Origin of the sequence: Kurthia sp. ISK08 (assembly GCF_046159805.1) — a bacterium.
GTDB classification, from domain to species: Bacteria; Bacillota; Bacilli; order Bacillales_A; family Planococcaceae; genus Kurthia; species Kurthia gibsonii.
The window spans coordinates 15,478-40,147 of record NZ_JBJXHL010000008.1 but is presented as its reverse complement, the minus strand read 5'-3'; the positions used below and the strand labels follow the sequence as shown (position 1 = coordinate 40,147).

At 35.8% G+C, this 24,670-nt stretch carries 19 protein-coding genes and 2 pseudogenes; 1 reads left to right on the top strand and 20 read right to left on the bottom strand.

What is annotated here, in order from left to right:
- Window positions 1–41: 41 nt before the first annotated feature.
- Genes ACKVQX_RS13275 through ACKVQX_RS13260 form a run of 4 tightly spaced genes read right to left on the bottom strand, consistent with a single transcriptional unit; the run spans window position 42 to window position 4,225 of the window.
- Window positions 42–806, bottom strand: a complete 765-nt coding sequence (locus tag ACKVQX_RS13275; RefSeq protein ID WP_285215457.1) for a PHP domain-containing protein — start codon at window positions 804–806, stop codon at window positions 42–44.
- 18 nt (window positions 807–824) lie between these two features.
- Window positions 825–1,643, bottom strand: a complete 819-nt coding sequence (locus ACKVQX_RS13270; RefSeq protein ID WP_285215458.1) for an energy-coupling factor transporter transmembrane protein EcfT — start codon at window positions 1,641–1,643, stop codon at window positions 825–827.
- Window positions 1,630–3,360, bottom strand: a complete 1,731-nt coding sequence (locus ACKVQX_RS13265; protein WP_285215459.1) for an ABC transporter ATP-binding protein — start codon at window positions 3,358–3,360, stop codon at window positions 1,630–1,632. Before ACKVQX_RS13265 ends, ACKVQX_RS13270 begins: the two co-directional genes overlap by 14 nt.
- Window positions 3,353–4,225: a cell division protein FtsQ gene (locus ACKVQX_RS13260; RefSeq protein ID WP_285215460.1), complete on the bottom strand. Its 873-nt coding sequence runs from the start codon at window positions 4,223–4,225 to the stop codon at window positions 3,353–3,355. The genes ACKVQX_RS13265 and ACKVQX_RS13260 overlap by 8 nt, the downstream gene beginning before the upstream one ends.
- 169 nt (window positions 4,226–4,394) lie before the next feature.
- Between ACKVQX_RS13260 and ACKVQX_RS13255 the strand changes: the two genes are divergently transcribed.
- Window positions 4,395–5,228 (top strand): MurR/RpiR family transcriptional regulator, encoded by an 834-nt coding sequence (locus ACKVQX_RS13255; protein WP_338838243.1) that lies wholly within the window; start codon window positions 4,395–4,397, stop codon window positions 5,226–5,228.
- A 259-nt stretch (window positions 5,229–5,487) separates the two neighbouring features.
- Here the strand turns inward: ACKVQX_RS13255 and dltD are convergent, their stop codons facing one another.
- The 16 genes and pseudogenes from dltD to ACKVQX_RS13175 form a co-directional block, all read right to left on the bottom strand.
- Window positions 5,488–6,669 (bottom strand): D-alanyl-lipoteichoic acid biosynthesis protein DltD, encoded by a 1,182-nt coding sequence (dltD, locus tag ACKVQX_RS13250; protein WP_121177606.1) that lies wholly within the window; start codon window positions 6,667–6,669, stop codon window positions 5,488–5,490.
- Window positions 6,666–6,899, bottom strand: a complete 234-nt coding sequence (gene dltC / locus ACKVQX_RS13245; RefSeq protein ID WP_087682254.1) for a D-alanine--poly(phosphoribitol) ligase subunit DltC — start codon at window positions 6,897–6,899, stop codon at window positions 6,666–6,668. Before dltC ends, dltD begins: the two co-directional genes overlap by 4 nt.
- A 21-nt stretch (window positions 6,900–6,920) precedes the next feature.
- Window positions 6,921–8,102 carry a D-alanyl-lipoteichoic acid biosynthesis protein DltB gene (gene dltB / locus ACKVQX_RS13240; protein ID WP_068450793.1) on the bottom strand — a complete coding sequence of 394 codons (1,182 nt, stop codon included), beginning with the start codon at window positions 8,100–8,102 and terminating at the stop codon, window positions 6,921–6,923.
- Entirely contained in the window at window positions 8,099–9,598 is a 1,500-nt protein-coding gene (gene dltA, locus ACKVQX_RS13235) for a D-alanine--poly(phosphoribitol) ligase subunit DltA (protein ID WP_240626067.1), read from the bottom strand. Before dltA ends, dltB begins: the two co-directional genes overlap by 4 nt.
- A gap of 18 nt (window positions 9,599–9,616) precedes the next feature.
- Window positions 9,617–9,769: a teichoic acid D-Ala incorporation-associated protein DltX gene (locus ACKVQX_RS13230; protein WP_231726972.1), complete on the bottom strand. Its 153-nt coding sequence runs from the start codon at window positions 9,767–9,769 to the stop codon at window positions 9,617–9,619.
- 244 nt (window positions 9,770–10,013) lie between these two features.
- On the bottom strand, window positions 10,014–11,444 hold the full coding sequence (gatB, locus tag ACKVQX_RS13225; protein ID WP_068450787.1) for an Asp-tRNA(Asn)/Glu-tRNA(Gln) amidotransferase subunit GatB: 1,431 nt from the start codon (window positions 11,442–11,444) through the stop codon (window positions 10,014–10,016).
- Window position 11,445: 1 nt separating this feature from the next.
- Window positions 11,446–12,876, bottom strand: a complete 1,431-nt coding sequence (gatA, locus tag ACKVQX_RS13220) for an Asp-tRNA(Asn)/Glu-tRNA(Gln) amidotransferase subunit GatA (protein WP_409136417.1) — start codon at window positions 12,874–12,876, stop codon at window positions 11,446–11,448.
- Window positions 12,877–12,931: 55 nt separating this feature from the next.
- The gene (gatC, locus tag ACKVQX_RS13215) at window positions 12,932–13,225 is read right to left on the bottom strand and encodes an Asp-tRNA(Asn)/Glu-tRNA(Gln) amidotransferase subunit GatC (RefSeq protein WP_068450780.1); all 294 of its coding nucleotides are present in this window, start codon (window positions 13,223–13,225) and stop codon (window positions 12,932–12,934) included.
- A gap of 204 nt (window positions 13,226–13,429) precedes the next feature.
- Window positions 13,430–14,572: a CamS family sex pheromone protein gene (locus ACKVQX_RS13210; RefSeq protein WP_335339056.1), complete on the bottom strand. Its 1,143-nt coding sequence runs from the start codon at window positions 14,570–14,572 to the stop codon at window positions 13,430–13,432.
- 18 nt (window positions 14,573–14,590) lie between these two features.
- Window positions 14,591–16,594, bottom strand: a complete 2,004-nt coding sequence (ligA, locus tag ACKVQX_RS13205) for an NAD-dependent DNA ligase LigA (protein WP_336664002.1) — start codon at window positions 16,592–16,594, stop codon at window positions 14,591–14,593.
- 24 nt (window positions 16,595–16,618) lie between these two features.
- A pseudogene (locus ACKVQX_RS13200) lies at window positions 16,619–17,056 on the bottom strand (ATP-dependent DNA helicase PcrA); the annotation flags it as partial.
- Between the two features lie 103 nt (window positions 17,057–17,159).
- Entirely contained in the window at window positions 17,160–18,938 is a 1,779-nt protein-coding gene (locus ACKVQX_RS13195) for a reverse transcriptase domain-containing protein (RefSeq protein WP_068450771.1), read from the bottom strand.
- 626 nt (window positions 18,939–19,564) lie between these two features.
- Window positions 19,565–21,406, bottom strand: a pseudogene (gene pcrA / locus ACKVQX_RS13190) (DNA helicase PcrA); the annotation flags it as partial.
- Between the two features lie 35 nt (window positions 21,407–21,441).
- On the bottom strand, window positions 21,442–22,131 hold the full coding sequence (locus ACKVQX_RS13185) for a heptaprenylglyceryl phosphate synthase (protein WP_068450768.1): 690 nt from the start codon (window positions 22,129–22,131) through the stop codon (window positions 21,442–21,444).
- Window positions 22,132–22,303: 172 nt separating this feature from the next.
- Window positions 22,304–22,624: a YerC/YecD family TrpR-related protein gene (locus ACKVQX_RS13180; protein WP_068450765.1), complete on the bottom strand. Its 321-nt coding sequence runs from the start codon at window positions 22,622–22,624 to the stop codon at window positions 22,304–22,306.
- A gap of 126 nt (window positions 22,625–22,750) precedes the next feature.
- A complete protein-coding gene (locus ACKVQX_RS13175; protein WP_409136401.1) occupies window positions 22,751–24,481 on the bottom strand; it encodes an adenine deaminase C-terminal domain-containing protein in 1,731 nt (576 codons plus the stop codon).
- Window positions 24,482–24,670: the final 189 nt, after the last annotated feature.

The following is a 24,670-nucleotide window of genomic DNA, read 5'->3' as shown; positions in this document are numbered from 1 at the left end:
CCTCAGCCCATTTGTCTATACTAAACTCTTTTTAAAGTACATTAAACCTGCTGTTTCTCCATCGCTTTTTTCTCAATAGCTTTTTGTTTTGTGGCATTTTTCACACGACTATCTAAATCACTTGCTATGTGAATCGTATAATCACCATTTGATATAACTTTTTTCAAATCTTTTACTGTGTGACACTCTTTATTTAACTGATTCCATAAACAACCGTATTGTAAAGAATGATGTGTATCGCTACCACCTACTACAGGCTTATTTAGTTTTTCAGCAAAACGATAAACCAGTTCCTGATTCTTTTCAATGCCGATTGAATGTAAATCCTTTCCGTTTAAATCAAAAGCATCGAGTTGCTGTAACAAACTAGGATCTAATTCGTATAAAGGTGTGCTTTCGCGGTATGGATGTGCTCCAATAATTAACGGATTAAATGGTGCAGCCAACTCAAATAATTGGGGGAAAGGAATAAATTGCTCTTTACTTGTATAATTCTCTAATAACATACGCATTGCACGTATATCCATACGATCTGCAATAATGAGAATATGTCCTACTTCTCGGATATCTACCTCCATACCAGGAAAGATTTTTAATCCATCTACTTCATAATAATTCTTTGTATATGAATAGTGTGCGTCAAGTGTATTATAAACATCTTCAAAATTATGCGTATTAAAATGTTCTGTCAGTGCAAAACCATTCAATCCGCTCTCTTTCGCACTGTGAATCATCTTTTTAAAATATTCTAATGAAAAATCTACCTTTTTTGAAAGCTTACCATGTGTATGAAAATCAAAATTCATCTCTATGCACGTCCTTTTTTAATAATAAATACTTAATGTAAAACTAGTAATAATATATAAAACGGAAACACTCAAAAACGTATAATCAGTCTTTCGAAAACGAAAATATGAAGTTTTTAATTGTTTCATTTGCTGGTTGGATGTCACACCACCAAACCCTTTTGTTTCAAGTGCTTCTACAGTTGTACGAGATCGTTTAGCACCATTTAAAATAAGAGGATAAAACGATAAGATAAGGATTTTCATATAATAAACAATTGATCTCCAGTATAAAAACCCTGCTTTACTAGGTGCTTTACCACGCAAACGATAAGATAAAATAACTTTATGGAACTCCTCCATTAATGTAGGTAAAATACGATAGCAATAAGATACACTGAATGAAAGTTGGGCAGGTACACCCATTCTTAATAGAGCATCACTAAACTCCTCAGGATCTAAACTAGTAAATACTGCTACACTCGCTAATGATATAACAGCCAGTTTAATCGTTAACCAAAACATTGGTTCGACGGAAGTAAGATCTCCACCAAATAACATGGAAACAATAAATAGTACACCCACCTCACTCAATAATCCTATACCAAGTACAAATAAAATCATGGGACTCACTTTCGCAAGATATGTCATACCTAACATAAGTACAAGAAAACTAACGAGAATTATTTTATTATGAATAAACCAGGGAACAATAGCGAAAAATCCATACCAGATAATGAGCGTTCGTGGATCCAGTTTTCCTAAATAAGTTCCTCTTCCACCATAGGCTGTTTTTAATAGCTCTCCTTTAATATATTCAAGTGAAAATTTTTCTGTTAAATTTTTATACATATTCATGTTTTACACCATCACTTTCTAAACAAATAAAGTTTTCACAAAAATCTTCAATTGTATAAGAAGGTGTTTCTAAATTCATTTTTTGACTCAACTTCATAATTTGTGGCATTACTAGTCCGGCTTTTTCAAGTAAAGAAGGATTGCTAAAAATCTCTTCTCTCGTACCGTCTCCGATAACCTTTCCCTCGTGCATAACTAAAATTCTAGTCGCCCATTCAGAAACAAGTTGCATATCATGTGAAGCAATCATTACGGTTTTGACATGCTCTTTCAACGAATTCAACATTTGAATAACGTGCCTTTTCGTAGCAATATCTAAGTTAGCGGTTGGTTCATCCAATAACATGATTTCCGGACGCATGGCTGCACCAATCGCTAAAGATACGCGTCTTTTTTGTCCCCCACTTAATAAACGCGCATCATCATGTTGGATTTTTTCTAATGAAAAGTCCTTTAAAATTTGTTCCACTTTTTCTGGATAGTTTTCAACTTTTCTAGATTTTAAAAATAACTCAATTTCTTTTCTAACTGAATCTTCTATAAACATCTCTTCTGGATTTTGATAAACGTATGCGACATGTTGACTTAGTTTTTCTGGTGTGGAACGACTAGCTTGTAAATGACAAATCTGAATTTCTCCACGAGTCGGTTTTGTAATTCCTGTTATTAATTTAATTAATGAAGATTTACCCGCACCATTATTTCCAACAATTGCAATACGCTCCCCTTCATAAATTGACGTATGAATATTTGTTAATACCTGTTTTATTTGCTTTCGAAAGTCTTTAAACTCTAGCGATACATTTTGAAATGAAATAAGTGGCAATCGCTCAATTTTCGGAAATAAAGATGTTATAACTTGTTGATTTCTCTTTTCTTTTTTCATTAAATTTATAAAGTATTGCATTCCTTCCTCTAAATTTATAGGAAGATTTTTTATATTTTTTTGATCCATTTGATAAGCTGCTTGTGTTACCTGTGGTGGATATATTTGGCGTGCAATTAAATCTTTAATACTTGAAAGTGCTTGTTTTGTTGGCTTTGTCCATTGAATAGAGCCTTGATCCATTAAAATGACGCGATGACAGTAATCGGCAATGAATTCTGTGTGATGTTCAATTACAATAATTGTCATGCCTAATTCTTCGTTTAATTTTTTCAACACTCGATATACTTCTTCTGCATGTTGAGGGTCTAATTGCGCAACTGGTTCATCCACTATTAAGATTCTTGGTTTCATTGCGAGCACACCAGCTATCGCTAACAAATGCTTTTGACCTCCACTTAATTGCCAAATGTATTCATTAGCAATTGAACTGAGTCCTGTTACTTCCAAAGCCCATAGTCCTCTTTCCTTATAATCTTTCAAACCATAATTTAAAGGTACAAAGGAAACATCATCTAAAACAGTAGGTCGCATAATTTGATTTTCAAAGTCTTGATAGACATAACCGATATGTTTTGATAATTCACCCACTGAATGTTCTGCAGTATGAAAATCCGTTAGCCAAACATCTCCTTCAAAGTCACCTACATAAAATTGAGGGATAAGCCCATTGAATGTTTTACATAAGGTTGATTTACCTGAACCATTTCCACCTATAATCGCCACAAATTCATGTTCATAGATTGTTAAATCTACTTTTTTTAATATCGGATTCTCTGCACCTGGATACGTAAATGTAACATCTTTCATTTGAATGATCGGTTTAGCCAAGGTTTTCATTCCCCTTTAAATTCTTTTTCGATTTAGAACGCATGACTTGGATTGTAATTAAGACTACAATCGTAGCAATACCAATTGGAATCCATATAAACCATTCACCAAATATACCTAAAAATTCTGGCTCCCATTCACCGAATGCCCATTCTGTCTCTGATAAAAACTCTGATAAAATGGCGATAGCAGATAATAAAATTGACACTGCGACTAACTTAGGTGTAACAATTTGAAAAATAGAATATTCTACTTTTCGGTCACGTGGTTTCATCCCAAGTAAAGGCTCAATTTTTCCATACAGTCTTGGAACTAAGTAAAGTGTAGGTAGTAATGCGAATAGTACACCAGAAAATAGTAAGTCATTTAATAATGCGACTCCTTCGATAACCACAATACTTTCAGCAAGTCCAGGAACTGCTTCAAATTCTTCTACACCTACCCATACTTTTCCGATATCAATCATCGTTCCTAACAAGTGATGTACTAATAATCCTGTAAATACTGCTATAATAATTTGTTTACGATTAAGTGGATTACGCACTAATATTCCTGCAATGAACATTCCTAAAGAAAAAGTAATGAATTTTTCTAACTCACCAATACCGCCAAACTGTCCTAACATCAATTCACCAAATATAATCTCTCCAAGCGATGCACCAATTGCTGCGTATAAAGGATGAAATAAAATGCAGAGTGTTAAAGGAATAAAAGCAAAATATTCGACAGACAATTCAATTACACCCAATTGTACGGATGGGATTAATTCCGTAAACATATTGGATAAACCATAGAGAGACATTGATAAAACAAAAACCATCATTTTTTGTGACTGTGTTAATTGATACGTAGTATTCACAGACATACACTTACCTCCTTTAGTTGATAAGCTTAGTATAGAAGTGAATTGTAAATTTAATTCCAGATAATTGAAAACGTTATGTAAATTAATATTCTTTTTATAAAAAATGAAAAATTTTTTTCATTTAAAAGTGAAAATATGCTATAAATGAATAAGAGAAGGAGTGATTTAGATGCAACACCTACATTTTGATCAATTTGACTTAACACCAAATGAAAAAAATATTGCTGACTTTATTTCAAAGAATGGATTGCATATCCTCACTTTTACAGAGGATGAAATTGCGAAGTCTTTACACGTTAGTAACGCTACCGTTTCAAGATTTTGGCGTAAAATTGGCTTTAAGAACTTTAAAGATTTTAAACAAAATTATAAAAATGAAATTACTGTTTCACCAGCACACAAGCTTGAAAACATTATGGATCAAATGGAGTCTTCCACTTTACAACAGCAAATGATGGATTTAAGTAAAAAACATTTAGAACTTACGCTAGCACAATTTGATGAATCACAATTTCAAATAATGGTGTCAAAAATGATTCATGCAAAAAATATTTATATTTATAGTCCTGGTCCATCAGAAGGTTTAGGTAACTTGTTACATTTTCGTCTTTCTAGATTAGGTTTCTCGATTAAATTACTACCTAAAAGTGGACATGAAATTTATGAGGAATTAATTCATTTCACGAGTGAAGATCTTATTTTTGTATTTGGTTTTGTCAAAATGCACCCTGAATCACAAGTGTTATTAGAATATGCAAAGGCATTACAGATACCTGCTATTGTGATGACAGATTGTCTTGTATCAGATTTCAATCATTATACAGATTATTTACTATTTGCTAGTAGAGGAGAACTATGGGAATTTCACTCAATGATTGCACCTACTTTTTTAATTGAAAATATTATAATTGCTATTGGGAAGGAACAATCGCAAAAGTCTCTTTTAAAATTGGAGCAGCTAGATGACATCCGAAAACAATTTAAACATATCTTACCGCGATAAAAAAAGAGCCTGAGACAGAACAAAATAATAGGTCTCAAGTACGAATAATCAAATCAATTGAACGCGTAGAAAACGACTCCTGCGGGAATAGCATGAGCTGAAAACCCCACAGGAACGCAGTGACGAGGAGTTTGAAGCCATGCCCGCGGAAAGCGTTTTTCGAAGCGAAAATTGATCTGAACGAACAAATCCCGTATGATTTTGAAAAATCATACGGGATTTGCTATGTTAAAAATACTTTTGTGTCAGGCACTTTTATTTAGCGATTGTGATTCCAAAAATCATCCATCGCATGGTCCATGTAAACCCAGCCTTTCCAGCCGATATGCAGTGTGTCTGTGAACATGTAATTTTCATTTTCATGTTGTGACATATCTACATAAGCATAACCTGATTCACGCAAGAATTTATTCATTTTTGCGTAATAATCATCACGACGTTCTTTATCAAATTCTGCATAATCATACCACTTTCCATTCATCGGAATAGAAACAAACATTGGTTTTGCACCTGCATCTTTAAAAGCATCCATAACTAATTTTAAATCTGCATACTCTGGTGAGTTGGTATATTCTTCGTCTTTTTTATAACCTTTTAATTCTTGTAGCTTAGGCTTAACTTTTTTATCATAATAGCTTGTTTTAATACTATATTCGTTATTCACACGCGGCTTACCGAATGCTTCTGCATTAGCAAGTTGTTGCTCAAATGTACGACCTTTCACTAATGTGTCATCTGCTTTTAGATTACGTGGATCATGTCCAATAAATAGCGAATAATACAAGTCTTTTTTATGTTGAATACTACGCGTCATACTTCCGACAGCCATCGCCATTTTACCGACAATCGGATATTTTTTATGGTTGGATAACTCATATTCATACATGGTGCGTAGTACTGTATCACGTTTAACTGTATCAAATGTTAGCAGACGCTTCATACCACGCTTTTTAATCTCTGAATCGATTTCTTTATTGAAAGCTAAATCATAAGATTGCAACATCGAGTAGTTCGGTGAAAAATGGAATTCATCTAATCCCTCTTTTACAAACCACTGTGGTGAAACAATGAATACAACTTTTTTATCTTTTAAGTTTTTCTTCTGTTCCACAATATTTAAAAAGTGAACTAGACTTTGCATACCACCACGCCCTACAAGATACGTATCGTATGGTGCGTCAGTAGCTTTTGCATAATTGTACGGATGGAATGGATCAAATCGTACAAGTTCAGATGAACCTAAAATCGGCATCATATTATCTTGTTGTAACATACGCGATTGCATATATTTCCCTTGATAAACAAGTGGATTCATTTCTGTTTTTGCAGCATCTACTTGTTCATCTGAAATCATTTTTTCAAGCCATTTATTCGGAAAGAATAAGAAGACTAGAAAGAGTGCAACCGCAACAAACAGCGGTACAAACGTTACTTTTTTCATGCAAGCTCTTCTAATTGCATTACAATATTATTCGGTGTATTCCATTCTTCACGATTAAATACTGTAATTGGTACATTGATGCCTAATTCATCTTCGAATGCTACTAACAAGTTGATTGTACCGAATGAATCAAGTAAACCTTCTTGGAATAAATCTAAATCGCGCTCCTCTAAAACAACATCATCTTCACAAACATCTGCAATAATTTGAATTACTTTTTCTTTGTCCATTTTTAAAATCTCCCTTACGTATTAGAATAGTGCGCCTGAGAAAATATAGAAACCAAAACATACAAAATTGAATGTAATGAATACTGAAATCGCATGCGTCCACTTATTATTTTTCCAAAACTTCTTCTTCTTGTTCCATCGTTCGAATACATCGAAACAAATAATGAGTAATGCTTGATACAGACCATACACAATGTAGTGAAGCTCTAAGCCATGCCACGCACCCATTAATAAGAACAATAAGAAGTAACCGATATACGATACTGTATAGCGATTTTTAATCCAACGGTTTTTCATCATCCAAAATACAAAGCGCATGTATACGTAGTCACGGAACCAGAATGACAGGCTCATGTGCCAACGTTCCCAGAACTCTTTAATATTTCGACTAATGAATGGTAAGTTGAAGTTTTCAGGTGTACGAATACCCATTAGATAACTGACACCAATCGCAAAACAACTGTACCCAGCAAAATCAAAGAATAAATACAGACTATATACATACATGTACGCTAGATGCCCTCCAAAAGAATCTAGAACACCGTATGTACGATCCGGTAAGAACACTAAGATTTTGTTATAAAGTAAAAAGGCTAAAATAAATTTATAAAGGAAACCTAAGAAAATCTTATTAATCCCTTTATAAACTAGCTCTCGGTATTCCTCTTTCGTTGGTACTTTTTTAAAATCACGATCAAATCGTTTCCAACGGTCGATTGGACCAGATGAAACAGTCGGGAAGAATAGTAGGAAATAAACCAATTCTGTAATTGGAATATCCTTCTTCATCATGCCGTCTCGTGTTTCCATAATCATTTGTACCGCTCTAAATGTAATATATGAGATACCTAAGAATCCGAAGATGTGTAAATTAAAGAACGGTAAAACTTTTACAAGAACTAACGGTAAAATCGCTAGTAATACACCAATGACAAAAACGGCTGTATGGTTTTTATTTTTACGATACGAATGGTAACCCTTAATTAATAACACTTGGAAAAGTGTAAATAATAAAATCGAAATGGTTGCCTTCCAATTAATCGTATAATTCCCCATATCTAGACCGAAAATCAATGCTAACATAACAACTGTAATAAACAGATTATATTTTCGAGATGATTTTCCTAAGAAACCAAGAATAATCGTTGGTAACAGCGCAATTGCTGTAATTAAGAAGAATAGAAAATCACTATATGGAATCATAAGCCTACTTCAACCGCCAATCTTTTACGGTCTACTTTACCATTCATATTGAGTGGTAGTGAGTCTAAATAGACAAACTTTTTCGGAACCATATAGTTTGGAATGGCTTTTAACAGCTTTTCCTTTAAATTCTTTGTCACTTTAAATGGCTTCTCAGTCATTTCATTGTGCAATGCAACACATGCTGTAAGTGCGGTTACTTCTTCTCCTGATTTAACAGGTAACACGACACATGCACCGACCTCGTCTAAAGCTTCAATTTGCTTTTCGATTTCCTCAATCTCCATACGATAACCATGTAATTTAATTTGGAAATCTGAACGCCCTGCGTAGAAAATATGTCCATCTTGGATATATCCTAAATCGCCTGCCTTATAAATACGTTCGCCTTCATGCGTTTTGAAAACTTTATTCGTCTGTTCTTCTGCATACAGGTAACCTGATGTACTTACAGTTGGTCCAAAGATGACAAGTTCACCCTTTTCCCCATCTGTTACTTCTTCCATTTGTTCATTCATGATTTTTAAAATCCCTGTATCGACTGGCGCAATTGGTAATTGTTCATATGTCTCAATCATATCATCTGTTACTTCAACAGCTGTCACAGCTACTGTTGTCTCTGTTGGGCCATACAAATTATAGATTGTCGCTTTTTTGAATCGTTGTTTTAATTCTTTAGCAACTTGTAATGGTAGTACCTCTCCACAGAACAAGAATGTTTGTAAATCAGGCATTTGTTCATCGTTCCACTCTGGATTCATTAAACAAATCTTCGCGAATGATGGTGTAGATGTCCACACATTAATTGAGGAATCATGCAATTCTTCAAATAATAAACCAGCATTTTCAATTTGAGATTTTGTTATCGCATGTAACTCTCTTCCACCTGTTAAGGCTGGATATAGGTCCATTACGGATAAGTCGAAGGAGTAAGGTGCTTGATTTAAATACACACCATTTGGAAGCGAGCAAGCTTCGTTAATCCATGCAACAAAATGTCGTAAATTTGATTCAGAGATTTGTACGCCTTTTGGCTTTCCTGTACTACCTGATGTATAGATGATATAAAATACTTCATCTTCGCTAACCCATGTAGTTGGATCGTTTTGAGCTCCTTCTCCCTTTACAATCAAATCATTAGCTGTTTGTTGTTGCACAGCAATTTCTAAATCGAATTGCTCCGTTGTGATCATAAATGAAGATTTCGATGCCTCAACGATATGTGAAATTCGTTCTAAAGGAATCGAAATATCGAGTGGGATATATGGGTGACCTGCTTTTACAACTCCTAAAAATGCGATAATTTGTTTAGGAGACATATGTCCGTAAACTGTAATCGGGCTATTTTTAGGCAAATTCATTTTTTTTATGGTATGCGCCAATGCATTTGATTGTTCCCAAAGTTCACCGTAAGTAACCGTTTGACCTGCTGATCGGTACGCTACTTTTTCTGGATGTTCCTTTGCAACAGATGCAATTTGTTGTAGCACATTCATAATATGCACTTCCTTTCACTAAAACTCGGTATATATAAATGGACCCGCGCTCATATCATGGAAACCGTAAATTAATACAAGTAACACCATAATGGCAAAATAAAAGAACGTTTGACCAATTGCTCGCGGAACACTCATTTTTTCTTCTTCTTTTTTTTCTTTATTTACCATTTGTACGCTCCTTTCCACCTTTTATTCTAACGATTTAAGGTTTAAAAAGTTTCATTTTTTTCATTAAATATAACATTTATTACACCAATATAAATTTTATATTACAAAAAGGGCAAATGATAGTGGAAAATAGTCACAAATCTTTTCCATACTTTATTACCCCATTTAAAATAAATACTTCTTAAAAAAATAAAAAAGACGTTCAGTGGTATCAAACGAACCATGAACGACTTTTTCAACTTACTTAACGTTTGTTAATTTCTTCAATTAGTAATTTATTTACCATTTGAGGGTTAGCTTGACCGCGTGATGCTTTCATAATTTGACCTACTAGGAAGCCAATCGCACGATCTTTACCATTTTTAAAATCTTCAATTGATTGTGCATTATTATCTAGGACTTCTGTCACCATGGCTAATAAAGCACCTTCATCAGAGATTTGTACTAAACCTTTTGCCTTAACGATTTCTTCTGCGTTACCACCGTTTTCAACAAGCTCTTTGAAAACTTTCTTCGCAATCTTAGAAGAAATAGTATCTGCAGAGATTAATTTAATCATACCTGCAAGACCTTCTGGCGTTAAAGCTGTATCAGCTAATTCTTTTTGCTCTGCGTTTAAGTAAGCATTTACTTCGCCCATTAACCAGTTTGATGCTAATTTTGCATCTGCACCAGCTGCAACAGTCGCTTCAAAGAAATCCGCTGTTTCTTTTGATAAAGTTAATACGTGTGCGTCATAAGCTGGGATGCCCATCTCTGCTACATAACGTTCTTTACGAGCGTCAGGTAATTCTGGGATCATCGCTTTTTCGCGCTCTAACCATGCGTCGTCAATTACGATATCTACTAAGTCAGGCTCTGGGAAGTAACGGTAATCATCCGTACCTTCTTTTACACGCATTAATACAGTTTTACTTGTTTTCTCGTCGAAACGACGTGTTTCTTGCTTAATTTCGCCGCCTGCTTTTAGTACAGCTTCTTGGCGCTGTGCTTCATACTCAATCCCTTTACGAACGAAGTTGAATGAGTTTAAGTTTTTAAGCTCTGTACGTGTACCGAATTCTTCTTGACCGTAAGGACGGATTGAGATGTTCGCGTCACAACGTAGAGAACCTTCCTCCATACGAACGTCTGAAACGCCTGTATATTGGATAATCGCTTTTAGTTTTTCAAGGTACGCATATGCTTCCTCTGGTGTACGAATATCTGGCTCAGAAACGATTTCAACAAGTGGAGTTCCTTGACGGTTATAATCCACTAATGAAGCGTTCGCACCATGTGTTAATTTACCGGCATCTTCTTCCATATGAATACGTGTAATACCGATACGTTTCTTTTCGCCATTTACTTCGATTTCAATCCAACCGTTTTCACCAATTGGTTTATCAAATTGTGAAATTTGATATGCTTTTGGATTATCAGGGTAGAAGTAGTTTTTACGGTCGAACTTTGTATGTTGGTTAATATCCATGTTTAGCGCAAGAGCTACACGCATCGCATAGTTCACAACTTCTTTATTCACAACAGGTAATACGCCAGGATATCCTAAGTCGATTACTGATGTATTTGTATTTGGTTCAGAACCAAATTGGTTTGGAGATGGTGAGAAAATTTTTGAGTTAGTTTTTAACTCAACGTGTACTTCTAAACCGACAACTGTTTCAAAATTTGTCATGTTATTTTACCTCCCAAGTTTGAGGTGTTTTTGTATGGAAGTCTGTTACGCGTTCGAATGCATCTGCAACACGGTAAACAGTTCCTTCTTCGAAATAGTTACCAATGATTTGTAAACCAACAGGAAGGTCACCGTCAAAACCACATGGAATTGAGATAGCTGGAACACCTGCTAAGTTAATTGGAACCGTTAAAATATCATTCGCATAAACCGTCATTGGATCTTCGATATTTTCGCCTAGTTTGAATGCAGTTGTTGGTGTTGTAGGTCCAACAATGACATCATACGATTTGAATACTTCATCAAAGTCTTGTTTGATTAATGTACGAACTTGTTGTGCTTTTTTATAATAAGCATCGTACGTACCAGCTGATAATGAGTAAGTTCCTAACATAATACGGCGTTTTACTTCATCACCAAAACCTTGCGCACGTGTTTGTAAGTATAAATCTTCTAAGTTATCTGCTTCTGCACGGAAACCGTAACGGATACCGTCAAAACGAGATAAGTTAGATGAAGCTTCAGAAGAAGAAAGGATATAGTAAGCTGCTAAAGCATATTTAGAATGTGGAAGTGATACTTCATCTACAGTAGCGCCAAGTTCTTTTAACTTGTCGATCGCTGCTTGTACTTGTGCTTTCACACCAGCAGAAACACCTTCACCTAAATATTCTTTTGGTACAGCTACTTTAAGACCTTTAATATCGCCTGTTAATTGTGCAGCGAAATCTGGTACTTCTACGTTTGCAGAAGTTGAGTCATTTGCATCAACGCCTGAAATCGCTTCTAATAATAATGCGTTATCACGCACGTTGCGTGTAATTGGTCCAATTTGATCTAAAGAAGATGCAAACGCTACTAAACCGTAACGAGATACGCGACCATATGTAGGTTTCATACCTACTACACCACAGAATGCTGCTGGTTGACGGATTGAACCACCTGTATCAGAACCTAATGTGAATGGTACTTCGCCTGCTGCTACTGCTGCTGCTGAACCACCTGAAGAACCACCAGGTACATGATTGAAATTCCAAGGATTGTGAACAGGTTTGATGCTTGAATTTTCGTTTGCAGAACCCATCGCAAATTCATCCATGTTAACTTTACCAACCGTAATCATGCCTGCATCACGTAATTTTTGTACGACTGTTGCATCATAGATTGGGTTGAATCCTTCTAAAATTTTTGAAGCACAAGTTGTTTCAAGTCCTTCAGTTACAATATTGTCCTTTACACCGATTGGTAAACCAAATAGTGGTCCACGTTCTTCGAAAGGTACTTTGTCCATCTCAGCTGCTTGTGCAGTAGCTACTTCTTTGTTTAGTGCTAAAAACGCACCTACTTCGCCATCAAGTGCATCGATACGAGCAAATGCTTCTGCTGTTAATTCTGCAATTGTTACTTCTTTGTTTTTTAGAAGTTCTTGCATCTCAGCAGATGTATGTTTAAACAATGACATCCGTATTGTTCCTCCTTCAATTAATTTATTCAGACATAATTGGTGGTACTTTAACTAGTCCATCTTGTTGTTCCTTGACGTTTTTCATCATCAGATCACGTGATAAACCTTCTGCTGCCACATCTTCACGAAGTACGTTTACAAGCGGTAGAACATGCGTTGTTGGTTCTACATTCGTTGTATCTAATTCGTTCAATTGTGCCGCAAAATCAGTAATTGCAGCGAGTTGACTTGCGAATTTTTCCGCTTCTTCCTCAGTGATTGCAAGACGAGCCAATTTTGCTACGTGTTTCACTTCTTCTACTGAAAGTTTTGCCATTTATTACACCTCCAAATTCGATAACCATACCTATGATAATATCATTTCTTTCATACAGTAAGCAAGGTACTTTTATGTAGTAAAGCGCTCGTAACATCTTGAAAATAAAGGGTTTTCTAAAAGTTTTGAGTTTGTTCACAGCTTAACATCGGTTTTAGTACATGAAAAAACGTAAGTGATGGATGTCACATCACTTACGTTTTTTTATTCGTTATAAAGATGGACAAACGTTTCGGATTCGCCACTCTTTTTCACAATCAATGCCTCTGGTCCATTTACAGACGTAATACTTACTTCTACTTTTAAATCTTTCGGGAATTGTTTCACGACTTCAGAAGCTGCATATTGTGTAAAACCTGTAATTTCTGAAGAACCATAAAACTTAATTGGAATTTTGATTTTTAAACTCTGCATACGATCTTGTGTATAGTAACCTGTACCAATGATATTCGCTGAGTTTGTAAAGTACGAATCAATTTTCTCTTTGAATGCGATGAAGTTGTCATTTACTTCACGGTACTTATCTTCAGGGTTTGACATTGGGAACTGTAAATACTTTTCGCTAACATTTTTCCAATCGCTAATTGTTGACTTACCTTCGCCTACTTCTGCATAGGCAATGTACGTTCCTGGTACAATATCTCCGCGTGCAGATTGTTTATACAGTCCAATCGTAATTGGTACATTCGCTAAACCATCCATACCACGTAGACGCTTTACAACTTTTTCAGCAATTTTTTTGCCTTCTGCATTTAATGTAGCATCTGGAATCGGCTCATCATACGTTGCGCCATAATCTTCCTTTTGATAGTAGTAAACTGAATTTAACGCTAAACCAATTGAAATACCTGCTAATTTCACTTTATTCGAACCCGATTGTTTTAAATAATCTTGTTCGATAATGTGTGCTAAGTAAACAGGAGCTTTTTTTGCACGCTCTGTTGGACTCATACCTTTATCGCTTGGATTTAGACCTTCAGCTGATTGATTTCTACGCGCCAACCACGATTGTACGGTTTCTTTATCTAAATATTGTCCTTCTTGGAAGAAGTATTCGTCTGGATCATATACATTACGCGAGATACGTGTTAATCCTTGTTCTGCTTCTTGAATATCATAGTTTGAATAGATATTCGATACAATGAGACCACGACTTGCACTTTCTTTATAAGGTAATAATGTACGATAATATTTACCTTCTGTGACCGTATTCGGCACAATCGTTGATTGACTATCATCTTTGTCTTGCGTTACAACTTTCTTCTCTTCTTTTGAAAGAGGACTTGTACATCCAGCTAATAAAGCAGCAGCTAGTATCGCAGGAATTAAGCGGCGTTTTTTCATCATTTCCTAAAACTCCTTCATTTAAGATAATTCTTCTATGAGACGTTCCTCATTCCACACTTCAATTCCGAGTTGTTCAGCTTTTGTTAATTTAGAGCCCGCATCTTCACCTGCAATGACAAGATCTGTTTTCTTACTCACACTCCCTGTCACTTTGCCGCCAAGCTCTTCAATTTTCTTTTGCGCTTCTGAGCGATTTAATTGTGAAAGCTTACCTGTTAATACAATCGTCTTTCCATTAAATACACTATCAATTTCTTCGGTATTGATTTTCTTACCAGTATAATATACATTGACGCCTAATTGGCGTAAACGTTCGATTAATTCACGAACTTCTTCTTTTTCAAAATACATGACAATGGAATCAGCCATCTTATCACCGATCTCAAATACTTCTGTCAACTGCTCCACTGTCGCATCCATTAATGCATCAATTGATTCAAATTCCTCGGCTAATAGGCGTGCTGCTTTTGCACCTACGTGACGAATTCCTAAACCAAATAACAATCGTTCCAGTGAATTTTTCTTAGAAGCTTCAATTGCATCCAATAAATTTTGTGCAGATTTTTCACCCATTCGTTCAAGGGCAATTAATTCTTCTTTATTTAATGTATATAAGTCTGAAACATCTTTCACAAGTCCTTCGCGTAGTAGCTGACTAACTACACGTTCACCGATACCCTCAATATTCATCGCGTTACGTGAAACGAAGTGCGATAATCCCTCTGCGACTTGTGCAAAACAACTTGGATTTACACAACGGAGCGCAACTTCATCATCAATACGTACTAATTCACTGCCACAAGCTGGGCAGTGCGTCGGCATTGTAAAAGGCTCTAGTCCTTCAGGTCGTTGGTCGAATAATACTTGTTTTACTTCTGGAATAATATCACCAGCTTTACGAATAATGACCGCATCACCAATACGAATATCTTTTTCGCGAATGATGTTTTCATTATGTAGCGTTGCACGCTGGACAGTTGTTCCAGCAACTTGAACAGGTTCTAAAATCGCAGTTGGTGTAACAACACCTGTACGTCCAACTGTTAAGTCAATATCCAAAACTTTCGTCATGACTTCTTCAGCGGGGAATTTGTAAGCGATTGACCAACGCGGTGCTTTCACTGTATTCCCAAGCTCTTGTTGCTGGTCATAGCGATCTACCTTTACTACAATCCCATCAATTTCATAAATTAAGTTTGGTCTTTTTTCTGTCCATTCTTGAATGTATGCAAATACTTCTTCAATTGTTTGGCATTTTTTACGTTCGTGGTTCGTAGTGAAGCCAAGTTGATCTAAATAATCTAGTGCATCACTGTGACTTGCGAGACCATAATCTTCACCACTACCGCCAATAGCATAGATGAATGTTGAAAGATTACGCTTTGCTGCAATTTTCGGGTCAAGCTGGCGTAAAGAACCCGCAGCTGCATTACGTGGGTTCGCGAATAATTCTTCCCCCTGCTCTGCACGTACTTTATTTAAATTGGTGAATGACTTCTTCGGCATATAACATTCGCCGCGCACTTCAATCGTCACTGGTTCTTTTAAGCGAAGAGGAATCGAATGCACTGTTTTTAAATTCTCTGTAATATCTTCCCCTACAGAACCATTTCCACGTGTTGCACCGCGAACAAATAGACCATTGTCATACATTAGTGAGATGGCTAAACCATCTATTTTTAATTCACATACATAAGAGAAATTATCGCCAATCGATTGGCGAACACGCTCATCAAAGCTTTTTAAATCGGCTTCACTGAACGCATTCCCTAGACTAAGCATCGGATAACGATGTTCTACTTTATTAAATCCTTTTAAAATCTCGCCACCGACACGTTGGGTTGGAGAATCTGGATAAATCAAATCCGGATATTCTTGTTCAATCGCAAGTAATTCATGCAACATCTTGTCATATACATGATCAGGTACAGTCGGTTGGTCTAATACATAATAGGCATGTCCGTATTCATGTAATAACCGATTATATTCTGCGACTTTCTGTTCCAGTTCTTTTCTGTCCATTCTTTTTCCTCCATCTATTTCAGACTATACTTTTTCAATTGGTGCAAATTTCGCAAGTAAACGCTTGATGCCTGTTGGACTTGGGAAGGCAATATCGAGTTCCATTCCTTCACCCTCACCTTTTACACTTACTACTGTACCAATACCCCATTTTTTGTGTGATGCCTTATCTCCAGCAGCCCATGTTACTTTATCGCCACCAGATTCTTTATAATTCGTTGTTGTTTTTAATTTTGTTCCTGTATTCATTGGCTTGCGATAGCCAGATGATTGACGACGTGGCTCTCTTGAAGTTGCTTGATAACCGAAACTTGTAGAAGCAATTTCTTCTAAAATTGCAGAATCAATCTCTTGAATAAAGCGAGATGGACTATTAAAGCTACTACGTCCGAATAAAGTACGTGTTTGCGCACATGTAATAATTAACTGCTGCTCCGCTCTTGTAATGCCGAATGGTGATAGGTAACCCTTTGATATGATCTCCAGGTTTTCCCCCACCCCACACCGTGCTTGCGAGTTTCCCCGCACACGGCGCTCCATCTAATCATCAATAGTCAAATTCGCATTATTTTAATACTTCATAACCACATAATTTTCTATATTTGTTCAATTGTTTTAAATTAATATAGGCAGGTAAATCTTTTAACTTCAAATTCACATCATGTACGAATTTATGCGATGTTTTACTCAACATTATGAGATTACTATAATTATCCGTACCACCTAGACTTAACGGTATTTTATGATGTATATGAATTTCTTGTGGATCCATATATAGATATTCTTTATCTAAAATCGGATCTTTCTTTTGTTGATTCAAGAGACTTGGGATATAAATAATGTTACTACTATTTTTCCCTGTTTTTGTTCGATTTTCAAAGAAATAGTCCAACCATTCAAGTGCCTTATATCTCGTTTGATTCGGTTCCCATAGTTTGTGTACTTCATACATATAATCTGCTGTACTTTTCACACTATGTTGTCTCATTTCCCACAGATTAAGTAGTTGTCCATTTATGATAAAGCTAACATGAGGATTTCGAACTTTATCAATTTGTACTTTTTGTCGACTTCTACACATCTTTTTTATAAGCAATAAATGTATTCTACTTATTAGCCATGTTAAATTCGTACAGATATTGTAATAATTAAATATTCCTCTTATATATACGATGAAGTAATCCAAATTGCCTTTCCATAAACACCATTCAAGCCTAAGTTTAGTTTCTCTCCAAAGTTTCTTTTGGTCTTTTACCGAAATGATAAATGAATTTTGTTTGGTACTGTATGTTTTTCGATATTTATATCCTAAGAACTTCAGTTGTGCATCACCATGAATTGGTATTAACTTTGTTTTATCACGATTTATTTCTAATTCGTTTTCTTTACACCAATCTTCTAGCATCATTATTGCATCGTATATATCATATTTCCCTTTGCTAATTAATACAAAATCATCTGCGTATCGAATAATTTTTACTACTCTACGATGTTTCAACCAATTAAAGTAAAATTCACGTCCACGTTTGTAATTTTTACCATGGTTTTTATGAATATTGGGGTTTTGGATAATTTGACGACCATTTTCTCGCTCAAAATCATTTATTTTATGAAGGCGAAGCTCAAAATCATGAAACATAACGTTGGCGAGTATTGGTCCTAAAATTGTTCCTTGTCTTAATCCAACTCCATTATATTTTTCTTTTGGTTGTATCAGGTCAATCCACATTAATCGCTTTATACATTTTAGAAATGCTAAGTCATGTATATTGTGGTTTAACTTTAACTTATCAAGTACTTTATCAATTTTTACAGTATCAAAGTATTCTTTCAAGTCGCAATCGTATATATGACCTTCATTATTATATTGTAAAGTAGTTGCGATATAGGACATACACTCTTGAGCATTACGATTTTTCCTAAATCCAAAACTTTCAGGATTAAATTGTGCTTCAAGAATAGGTTCAAGGATATTTTTAACACATTGTTGTGCAATCCTATCATATAAATTGGTTATGCCTAAAGATCGCATTTTTCCATTGCTTTTCGGTATCATTACATGCCTTGCTTTACCTCGTTTTGAACCAAATAATCGATTTTTGATTTCCTTTATAACATCTTCAATATCTAATTTCATAATGTCATTAAAGGTTATACCATCTGGACCTGCTGTTTTCTTGCCTTTATTACTACCTATAATTTTAATTGAACAAATAATATTTCTTTCATCAATGACATATTGCCACAAGTGGTTAAATCGTGTTTTAGTTAATGCTTTATCAAATAATATTTGTTCGACATCATTAATACCATATCGCCAAATATCCTTGTCTTTGACCTTCATATTCATCGCCTTCTTTCCACATGGGATAGCGATTACTATTGATGTTAGACTTGGGGCCTTCCCTCCACTTCCATTACAGAAGCTTCTGCAGTACTATGCCCCTACTGACTCCCCTATTCATGCTCTTTCATGCAATTTGCAATCCCCAAGCAATTACTAAACGTTAGGGGTCTCAAACGTTCCGATATTATTAGGTGTATAACTGTACTTAGGTTCCACCTTTATCCCGACTATATCTTTCCAGTAGAACAACCCGTTAGTTCTATCCATCAGAATTCCATACGATAAACCTTTTGGAATATAGTTAATTAGACAATATTTCTATCGCCCGCTCTACGAGACGTACATTCAGTGGTTCGTCATTAGCTATCTAAATCCTAACCATATACAGTTCCCAGCCCGCACCATGTTCACAGTATGTTTAACCTTTCCTCAGCTTGACCTGTTAGGGCTACTTAATGCGTCTTCACCCAACTTCACACAATCTGTTACCAGTATTGCATGTGGGAGTATTAGCTTCCATCTAGTCACGGAGATTATTTGGGTTCTCCGCCGTGGTGTCATAATATCAGTTGTTGCTAGTAAAATTTTTACTAACCCTGCCAATCCTTCACGATTTACGCGATTTCTGACAAACGTTTCATACCATAAGCCAAGCGTCTTTCCTCTTCCATCTCATCGTCATCTTGTAATGAACGTGAGTGTGGGAAGACATTCTCTTCCATACCGATAATGAAAACTACTGGGAACTCTAGACCTTTAGCTGAGTGCATCGTCATTAAGATGACACCTGTTCCTTGTTGTTCTTCTTCCTTACCAAGTGAATCAATATCTGCAATTAATGCAAGGTCTGTTAGGAATGCAACTAGTGATTTATCTTCACTTTGTTGTTCAAATGCTTGTGTTACCGATAAAAATTCACTGATGTTCTCTAAACGGCTTTGTGCTTCAATCGTCTTATCATTCTTTAACATCTCGCGATAACCCGAGCGCTCTAAAATTTCTTCAACTAATTCTGTGACAGACATATATTCTTGCATTTGCGTTAGATTTTGAATCATTGAGTGGAAGTGAATCGCAGCATTTGTCGCCTTCCCTGATAGTCCCATAAAGTCGACTTCTGCTAGTGCATCGAAAATCGAACGGTCCGCTTCTAATGCATTCACTGCAATACGGTCAAATGATGTCGCACCAATACCACGCTTTGGCTCATTAATAATACGCGCTAATGATAAGTCATCATCATTATTTGCAATAAGACGTAAATAAGCTAGTAAATCTTTAATCTCTTTACGATCATAGAATTTTGTACCGCCAACAATCGTATAGCTCATATTCGATTTTACAAGCATTTCTTCCATAACACGTGATTGTGCATTCGTACGATAAAGAATCGCAAAATCTTCTGGCTTACGATTATTCATAAGCATTTGCTCTTGAATCGTTTTGACAACGAACTGCGCTTCTGCTTTTTCATCATATGCGCGGAACACCGCAATTTTTTCGCCCTCTTCATTATCAGTTCGTAACTCTTTTTTTATGCGGCTTGTATTATTTTGAATCACATCATTTGCTGCTTTTAAAATCGTTTTAGTTGAACGATAATTTTGTTCTAACATAATTGTTCTAGCAGTTGGGTAGTCTTTTTCGAATGATAGGATATTTTGAATATCAGCTCCGCGCCAACGATAAATCGATTGGTCTGAGTCTCCTACCACACAAATATTTTCATGTTGTCTTGCTAGTAACTTAACCAACGTATATTGTGTATGGTTCGTATCTTGATATTCGTCTACGTGGATGTATTGGAAGCGTTGTTGATAATACTCAAGCACATCTGGTACTTCTTTAAATAATCGAATGGTCATCATAATTAAATCATCGAAATCCAGTGATTGATTTTTGCGTAGACGATGTTGATAGTTTTCATATACTTTCGCTACAGCTTGGTCGTATGGATTATTTGCGTCAGCTTGTTGTGAAAAATCACTTGATGTAATGCCTTCATTCTTTGCTGAGCTAATCGCATTTAAAAGGGAACGTGGCTCATGTTGTTTCGGGTCCATATTCAATTCTTTTAATGCATTTTTAATAACAGAAAGCTGATCTGTTGTATCTAAAATCGAAAAGTTTTTATTATAACCAATTCGGTCGATATCACGACGTAAAATACGTACACACATCGAGTGGAATGTCGAAACCCACATGCGATCGCCTGTACCGTTACCTAAAATACCATCAATTCGTTCGCGCATTTCACGTGCTGCCTTATTCGTAAATGTGATGGCTAAAATATTTGACGGTTTAATCATTTTTTCAATTACCAAGTAAGCAATACGATGTGTTAATACACGCGTCTTACCAGAACCTGCTCCCGCCATGATTAGTAAAGGTCCTTCTGTAGCTTGAACAGCTTCAGCTTGTTGTTCGTTCATACCTTTTAATAAATTTTTTGTTAGTTGATTCATCATGCACCATCCTTCTACAAACATTTGTTCTTAAATTATATCGTACCTTTTACAGCTTTAACAGTTTTTAAAGCCTTTTTTAAATCTGTATAAATAATATTCCCTACAACGACTGTATCCGCGTATTGCGCCATCTTTTGTGCTTGTTCTGGCTCCGAAATGCCACCACCATAAAACAGTTGTGTCTGTTCTAATTCGTGGGATACAGCTTCTACTACTTCTTCTGAGCCATACATACCGCTATATTCTAAATAAAGAATTGGTAATTTAAAATAATGTTCTGCCATACGTGCATAGGCTACAACATCTTCGAGTGATAAGTCTGTTTTTGCAGTTGTTAAGGTTGCTGCTTTACAGTCTGGATTCAAAATAACATAGCCCTCAGCAACAAGTTCATCCCAGTTCATCAGCTCACCAAACTCTTTAATAGCCTCATGATGTAAATCTTTCACCCACTCTGTTTTTGTACTATTCAATACCGTTGGGATGAAGAAATAATCGTAACCTGGTGTGACCGATTCAATTGTAGAAACTTCTAAGATAACAGGTACTGAATAACGACGTACACGCGCGAGTAAGTCCAGTACACCATCCTCTGTCACATCATCTGAACCACCTACTAAGATGCCGTCCGTACCTGATTCACAAATTTTCTCTAAATGTTCATCCGAAATTTCTTTCGCAGGATCTAACTTAAAAACATGCTGCCAACTTTTAAATTCCATACTCTTACCACCCATTCTCTCTATTCTTATCATTAGTATACTAAAACTCACATGAAAATGAAGGGATTCAATAAAAATGAGAAATCGCTCGAAACTGCGATTTCTCATTTTGTCTTGTCAAAACACATCTTCATGTTGTTTTAACATTTTCTGTTCTTTTTAAGCTGAAAGCCTATTTACGAGATGCGTCAAATGGTTGTTCATCTGGATATAAACGTCCAAGCATCTCATCATACGTATCATTTCCGTAATCGAAACAACGACGTACGCGTGAAATTGTTGCTGTAGATGCACCTGTTTCGTTTTTGATTGTTTCATATGTTTTTTTCAATCGTAATAAGTGCGCTACTTCAAAACGTTGCGCAAGTGATTGAATCTCACTCATTGTGCATAAATCATCAAAAAACTTATAGCACTCGTCTAAATCTTTTAGTTCTAATACAGCTTTAAATAATTGGTCTGTTTGATGACCCTTAATTTTTTCAATTTGCATCGTAAACGAGGGCCCCCTTCCACTTCTATTCTATAATTGCATCGTTCTCTTTACAATTCTATTTTATCACCAGAATTGATTAGAAAAAAGTATTAACACTTTTATTCTGTAAATCGTTAAAGTATTTTAGCGCATTACAGATGGGAAGAGTACGCGTTTTTTCAATACATCGAAAATACCACGCTGCGTTACGCGAATATATGGTAAGTGTGTTGATTGTAAAAATAATAATGTATAGATGGCATCGCCATGATGGAAGCCACGTTCCTTTAATGCTTCTTTTAGTTCTTTTTCTTGTTCGATAATTTCTTCAACTGGTTGTTTTGACACATATCCACCCATTGTTAGTGGAATAGAAGCTAGCACTTTATGATCATCGATTAAGACGATTCCGCCACCCATTTTTTTCATTTCGTTGAAAGCTTGGTGCATCGCATGAATATCTTTACCAATTAAAATAATATCGCCCGTACAAGAGTACGACGTCGCAAAGCCTTGTAATGAGCTAGCAAAACCTTTAATAAGTGTATTTACACGCCATTTACCTTCTCGGTCAACAAGCATTAAATAACATTCATCATTGTCGTAGCTTAATGTACCTTCATTTGTATGCAAGTTCGTGCTATACAACTTCGTAATGACATCATTCACCATCTCAATTCCAAATGGCATTGAGAATTGGAAGTCATCCTCTGTTAATTCGACCGGCATTGAAAACTCTTTAAAATCTCCCCAATCAATATCTTCCATCGTATGAACACGTTCATTTGAGCGCTTTAACCATACACCTTTTGATAATACATCTGTTGGTGTTGGGTGGTATTCATCTTCTAAAATATTCAATGTAGCAAAGCGACCTGTCGCAATTAGACCATGTGAATGTGTCACATCATAGTAGTTCGCAATATTGTAAGATGCCATTTGATATGCATCAATTGGCTCTACACCTGCATCGAGTGCCACTTGAATACATTGATCCATTAAGCCCTTTTCATAAAAGCTTGGTGTTGCACCGTCTGTTGTCATCATTAAATGATCAAAGATTTTCAGTTTTCGTTCCACAATTCCCTTTAATAAATCAGGAAGATCTGGACGAATCGATGAATAACGTAATGTTACCGCATAGCCGTGTAGAATACGTTCTTCTACTTCTTCTACTGTCATCGCTTCATGGTCACCATCTGCACCGAATAATTTTAGACGAGCTAATGTACGTGAAGAAGCACCTGGTAGATGTGTTTCAATCTTTTTATGATGCGCACGCGTACCTTGCAGCCAATACAATAACTGGTCATCTCCAGCTAGTAATCGTGGCCAAGCTGTTAATTCGCCGCCCATCAATACATCTTGACGCTCTCCCCATTCCATTAATGAAGCTGATGTAAAGAGATTGTGTTCTCGTAGCAATTCTGTTTGTGAATCGTAACGCATCCACCAATAAAAGTGGAATGGTCGTTCTTTTAATGCATCCATAATACGAAATGCTTCTTCATTTTTTAATGATAAAAATAATGTTAAATTATCTGAAAGGAATGTCGTTGTTCCTGTCTGTCCTGCATAGTTTGCTAATGTTAATGGGTTATAGAGTTGATATGGATGAACATGTGGCTCAATGTAACCCGGTACAACTGTTTTACCTGCTGCATCCACGATTTCTGTGCCTTCCATCTTCGGTGGCATTTTAGGCCCTGCATATACAATACGCTCTCCTAAAATCCAAATATTTCCCTCTACCCAATCTTTATAAATACTGTGCAAATAGCGAGCATTCGTAATCACCATTGAAGGAGATTTCTTTCCATCAATGACTGCGACTTGTTCGCGTATGTCATGTATTTTCCAATTTATGTGCTTCATACCTTAAACATCTCCTCCTATAAGTCTGTTGCATTAATTTATGATGATTAATGAATACAACGCATGAGTGATAATATGCTATCACACTCGTCGTTCATGGAACAAGCTTAATTTAGAATGTACAAACTTTTGTTGAATTTCGAATTAATTTTCTATTTTATGCATATTCTATTTTATAACTTCGTCTAT

Excerpts from the sequence above, each read along its gene's own strand:
- gatB (WP_068450787.1), bottom strand. The coding sequence starts at position 11,444 with ATGACAAATTTTGAAACAGTTGTCGGTTTAGAAGTACACGTTGAGTTA.
- ACKVQX_RS13195 (WP_068450771.1), bottom strand. The coding sequence starts at position 18,938 with ATGAAGGTCAAAGACAAGGATATTTGGCGATATGGTATTAATGATGTC.
- dltB (WP_068450793.1), bottom strand. The coding sequence starts at position 8,102 with ATGATTCCATATAGTGATTTTCTATTCTTCTTAATTACAGCAATTGCG.
- ACKVQX_RS13260 (WP_285215460.1), bottom strand. The coding sequence starts at position 4,225 with ATGTCTGTGAATACTACGTATCAATTAACACAGTCACAAAAAATGATG.
- dltC (WP_087682254.1), bottom strand. The coding sequence starts at position 6,899 with ATGGACAAAGAAAAAGTAATTCAAATTATTGCAGATGTTTGTGAAGAT.
- ACKVQX_RS13180 (WP_068450765.1), bottom strand. The coding sequence starts at position 22,624 with ATGCAAATTGAAAAAATTAAGGGTCATCAAACAGACCAATTATTTAAA.
- ACKVQX_RS13185 (WP_068450768.1), bottom strand. The coding sequence starts at position 22,131 with ATGGAATTTAAAAGTTGGCAGCATGTTTTTAAGTTAGATCCTGCGAAA.
- gatA (WP_409136417.1), bottom strand. The coding sequence starts at position 12,876 with ATGCAAGAACTTCTAAAAAACAAAGAAGTAACAATTGCAGAATTAACA.
- gatC (WP_068450780.1), bottom strand. The coding sequence starts at position 13,225 with ATGGCAAAACTTTCAGTAGAAGAAGTGAAACACGTAGCAAAATTGGCT.
- dltA (WP_240626067.1), bottom strand. The coding sequence starts at position 9,598 with ATGAATGTGCTACAACAAATTGCATCTGTTGCAAAGGAACATCCAGAA.
- ACKVQX_RS13210 (WP_335339056.1), bottom strand. The coding sequence starts at position 14,572 with ATGATGAAAAAACGCCGCTTAATTCCTGCGATACTAGCTGCTGCTTTA.
- ACKVQX_RS13275 (WP_285215457.1), bottom strand. The coding sequence starts at position 806 with ATGAATTTTGATTTTCATACACATGGTAAGCTTTCAAAAAAGGTAGAT.
- dltD (WP_121177606.1), bottom strand. The coding sequence starts at position 6,669 with ATGAAAAAAGTAACGTTTGTACCGCTGTTTGTTGCGGTTGCACTCTTT.
- ligA (WP_336664002.1), bottom strand. The coding sequence starts at position 16,594 with ATGGACAGAAAAGAACTGGAACAGAAAGTCGCAGAATATAATCGGTTA.
- ACKVQX_RS13230 (WP_231726972.1), bottom strand. The coding sequence starts at position 9,769 with ATGGTAAATAAAGAAAAAAAAGAAGAAGAAAAAATGAGTGTTCCGCGA.
- ACKVQX_RS13255 (WP_338838243.1), top strand. The coding sequence starts at position 4,395 with ATGCAACACCTACATTTTGATCAATTTGACTTAACACCAAATGAAAAA.
- ACKVQX_RS13175 (WP_409136401.1), bottom strand. The coding sequence starts at position 24,481 with ATGAAGCACATAAATTGGAAAATACATGACATACGCGAACAAGTCGCA.
- ACKVQX_RS13270 (WP_285215458.1), bottom strand. The coding sequence starts at position 1,643 with ATGAATATGTATAAAAATTTAACAGAAAAATTTTCACTTGAATATATT.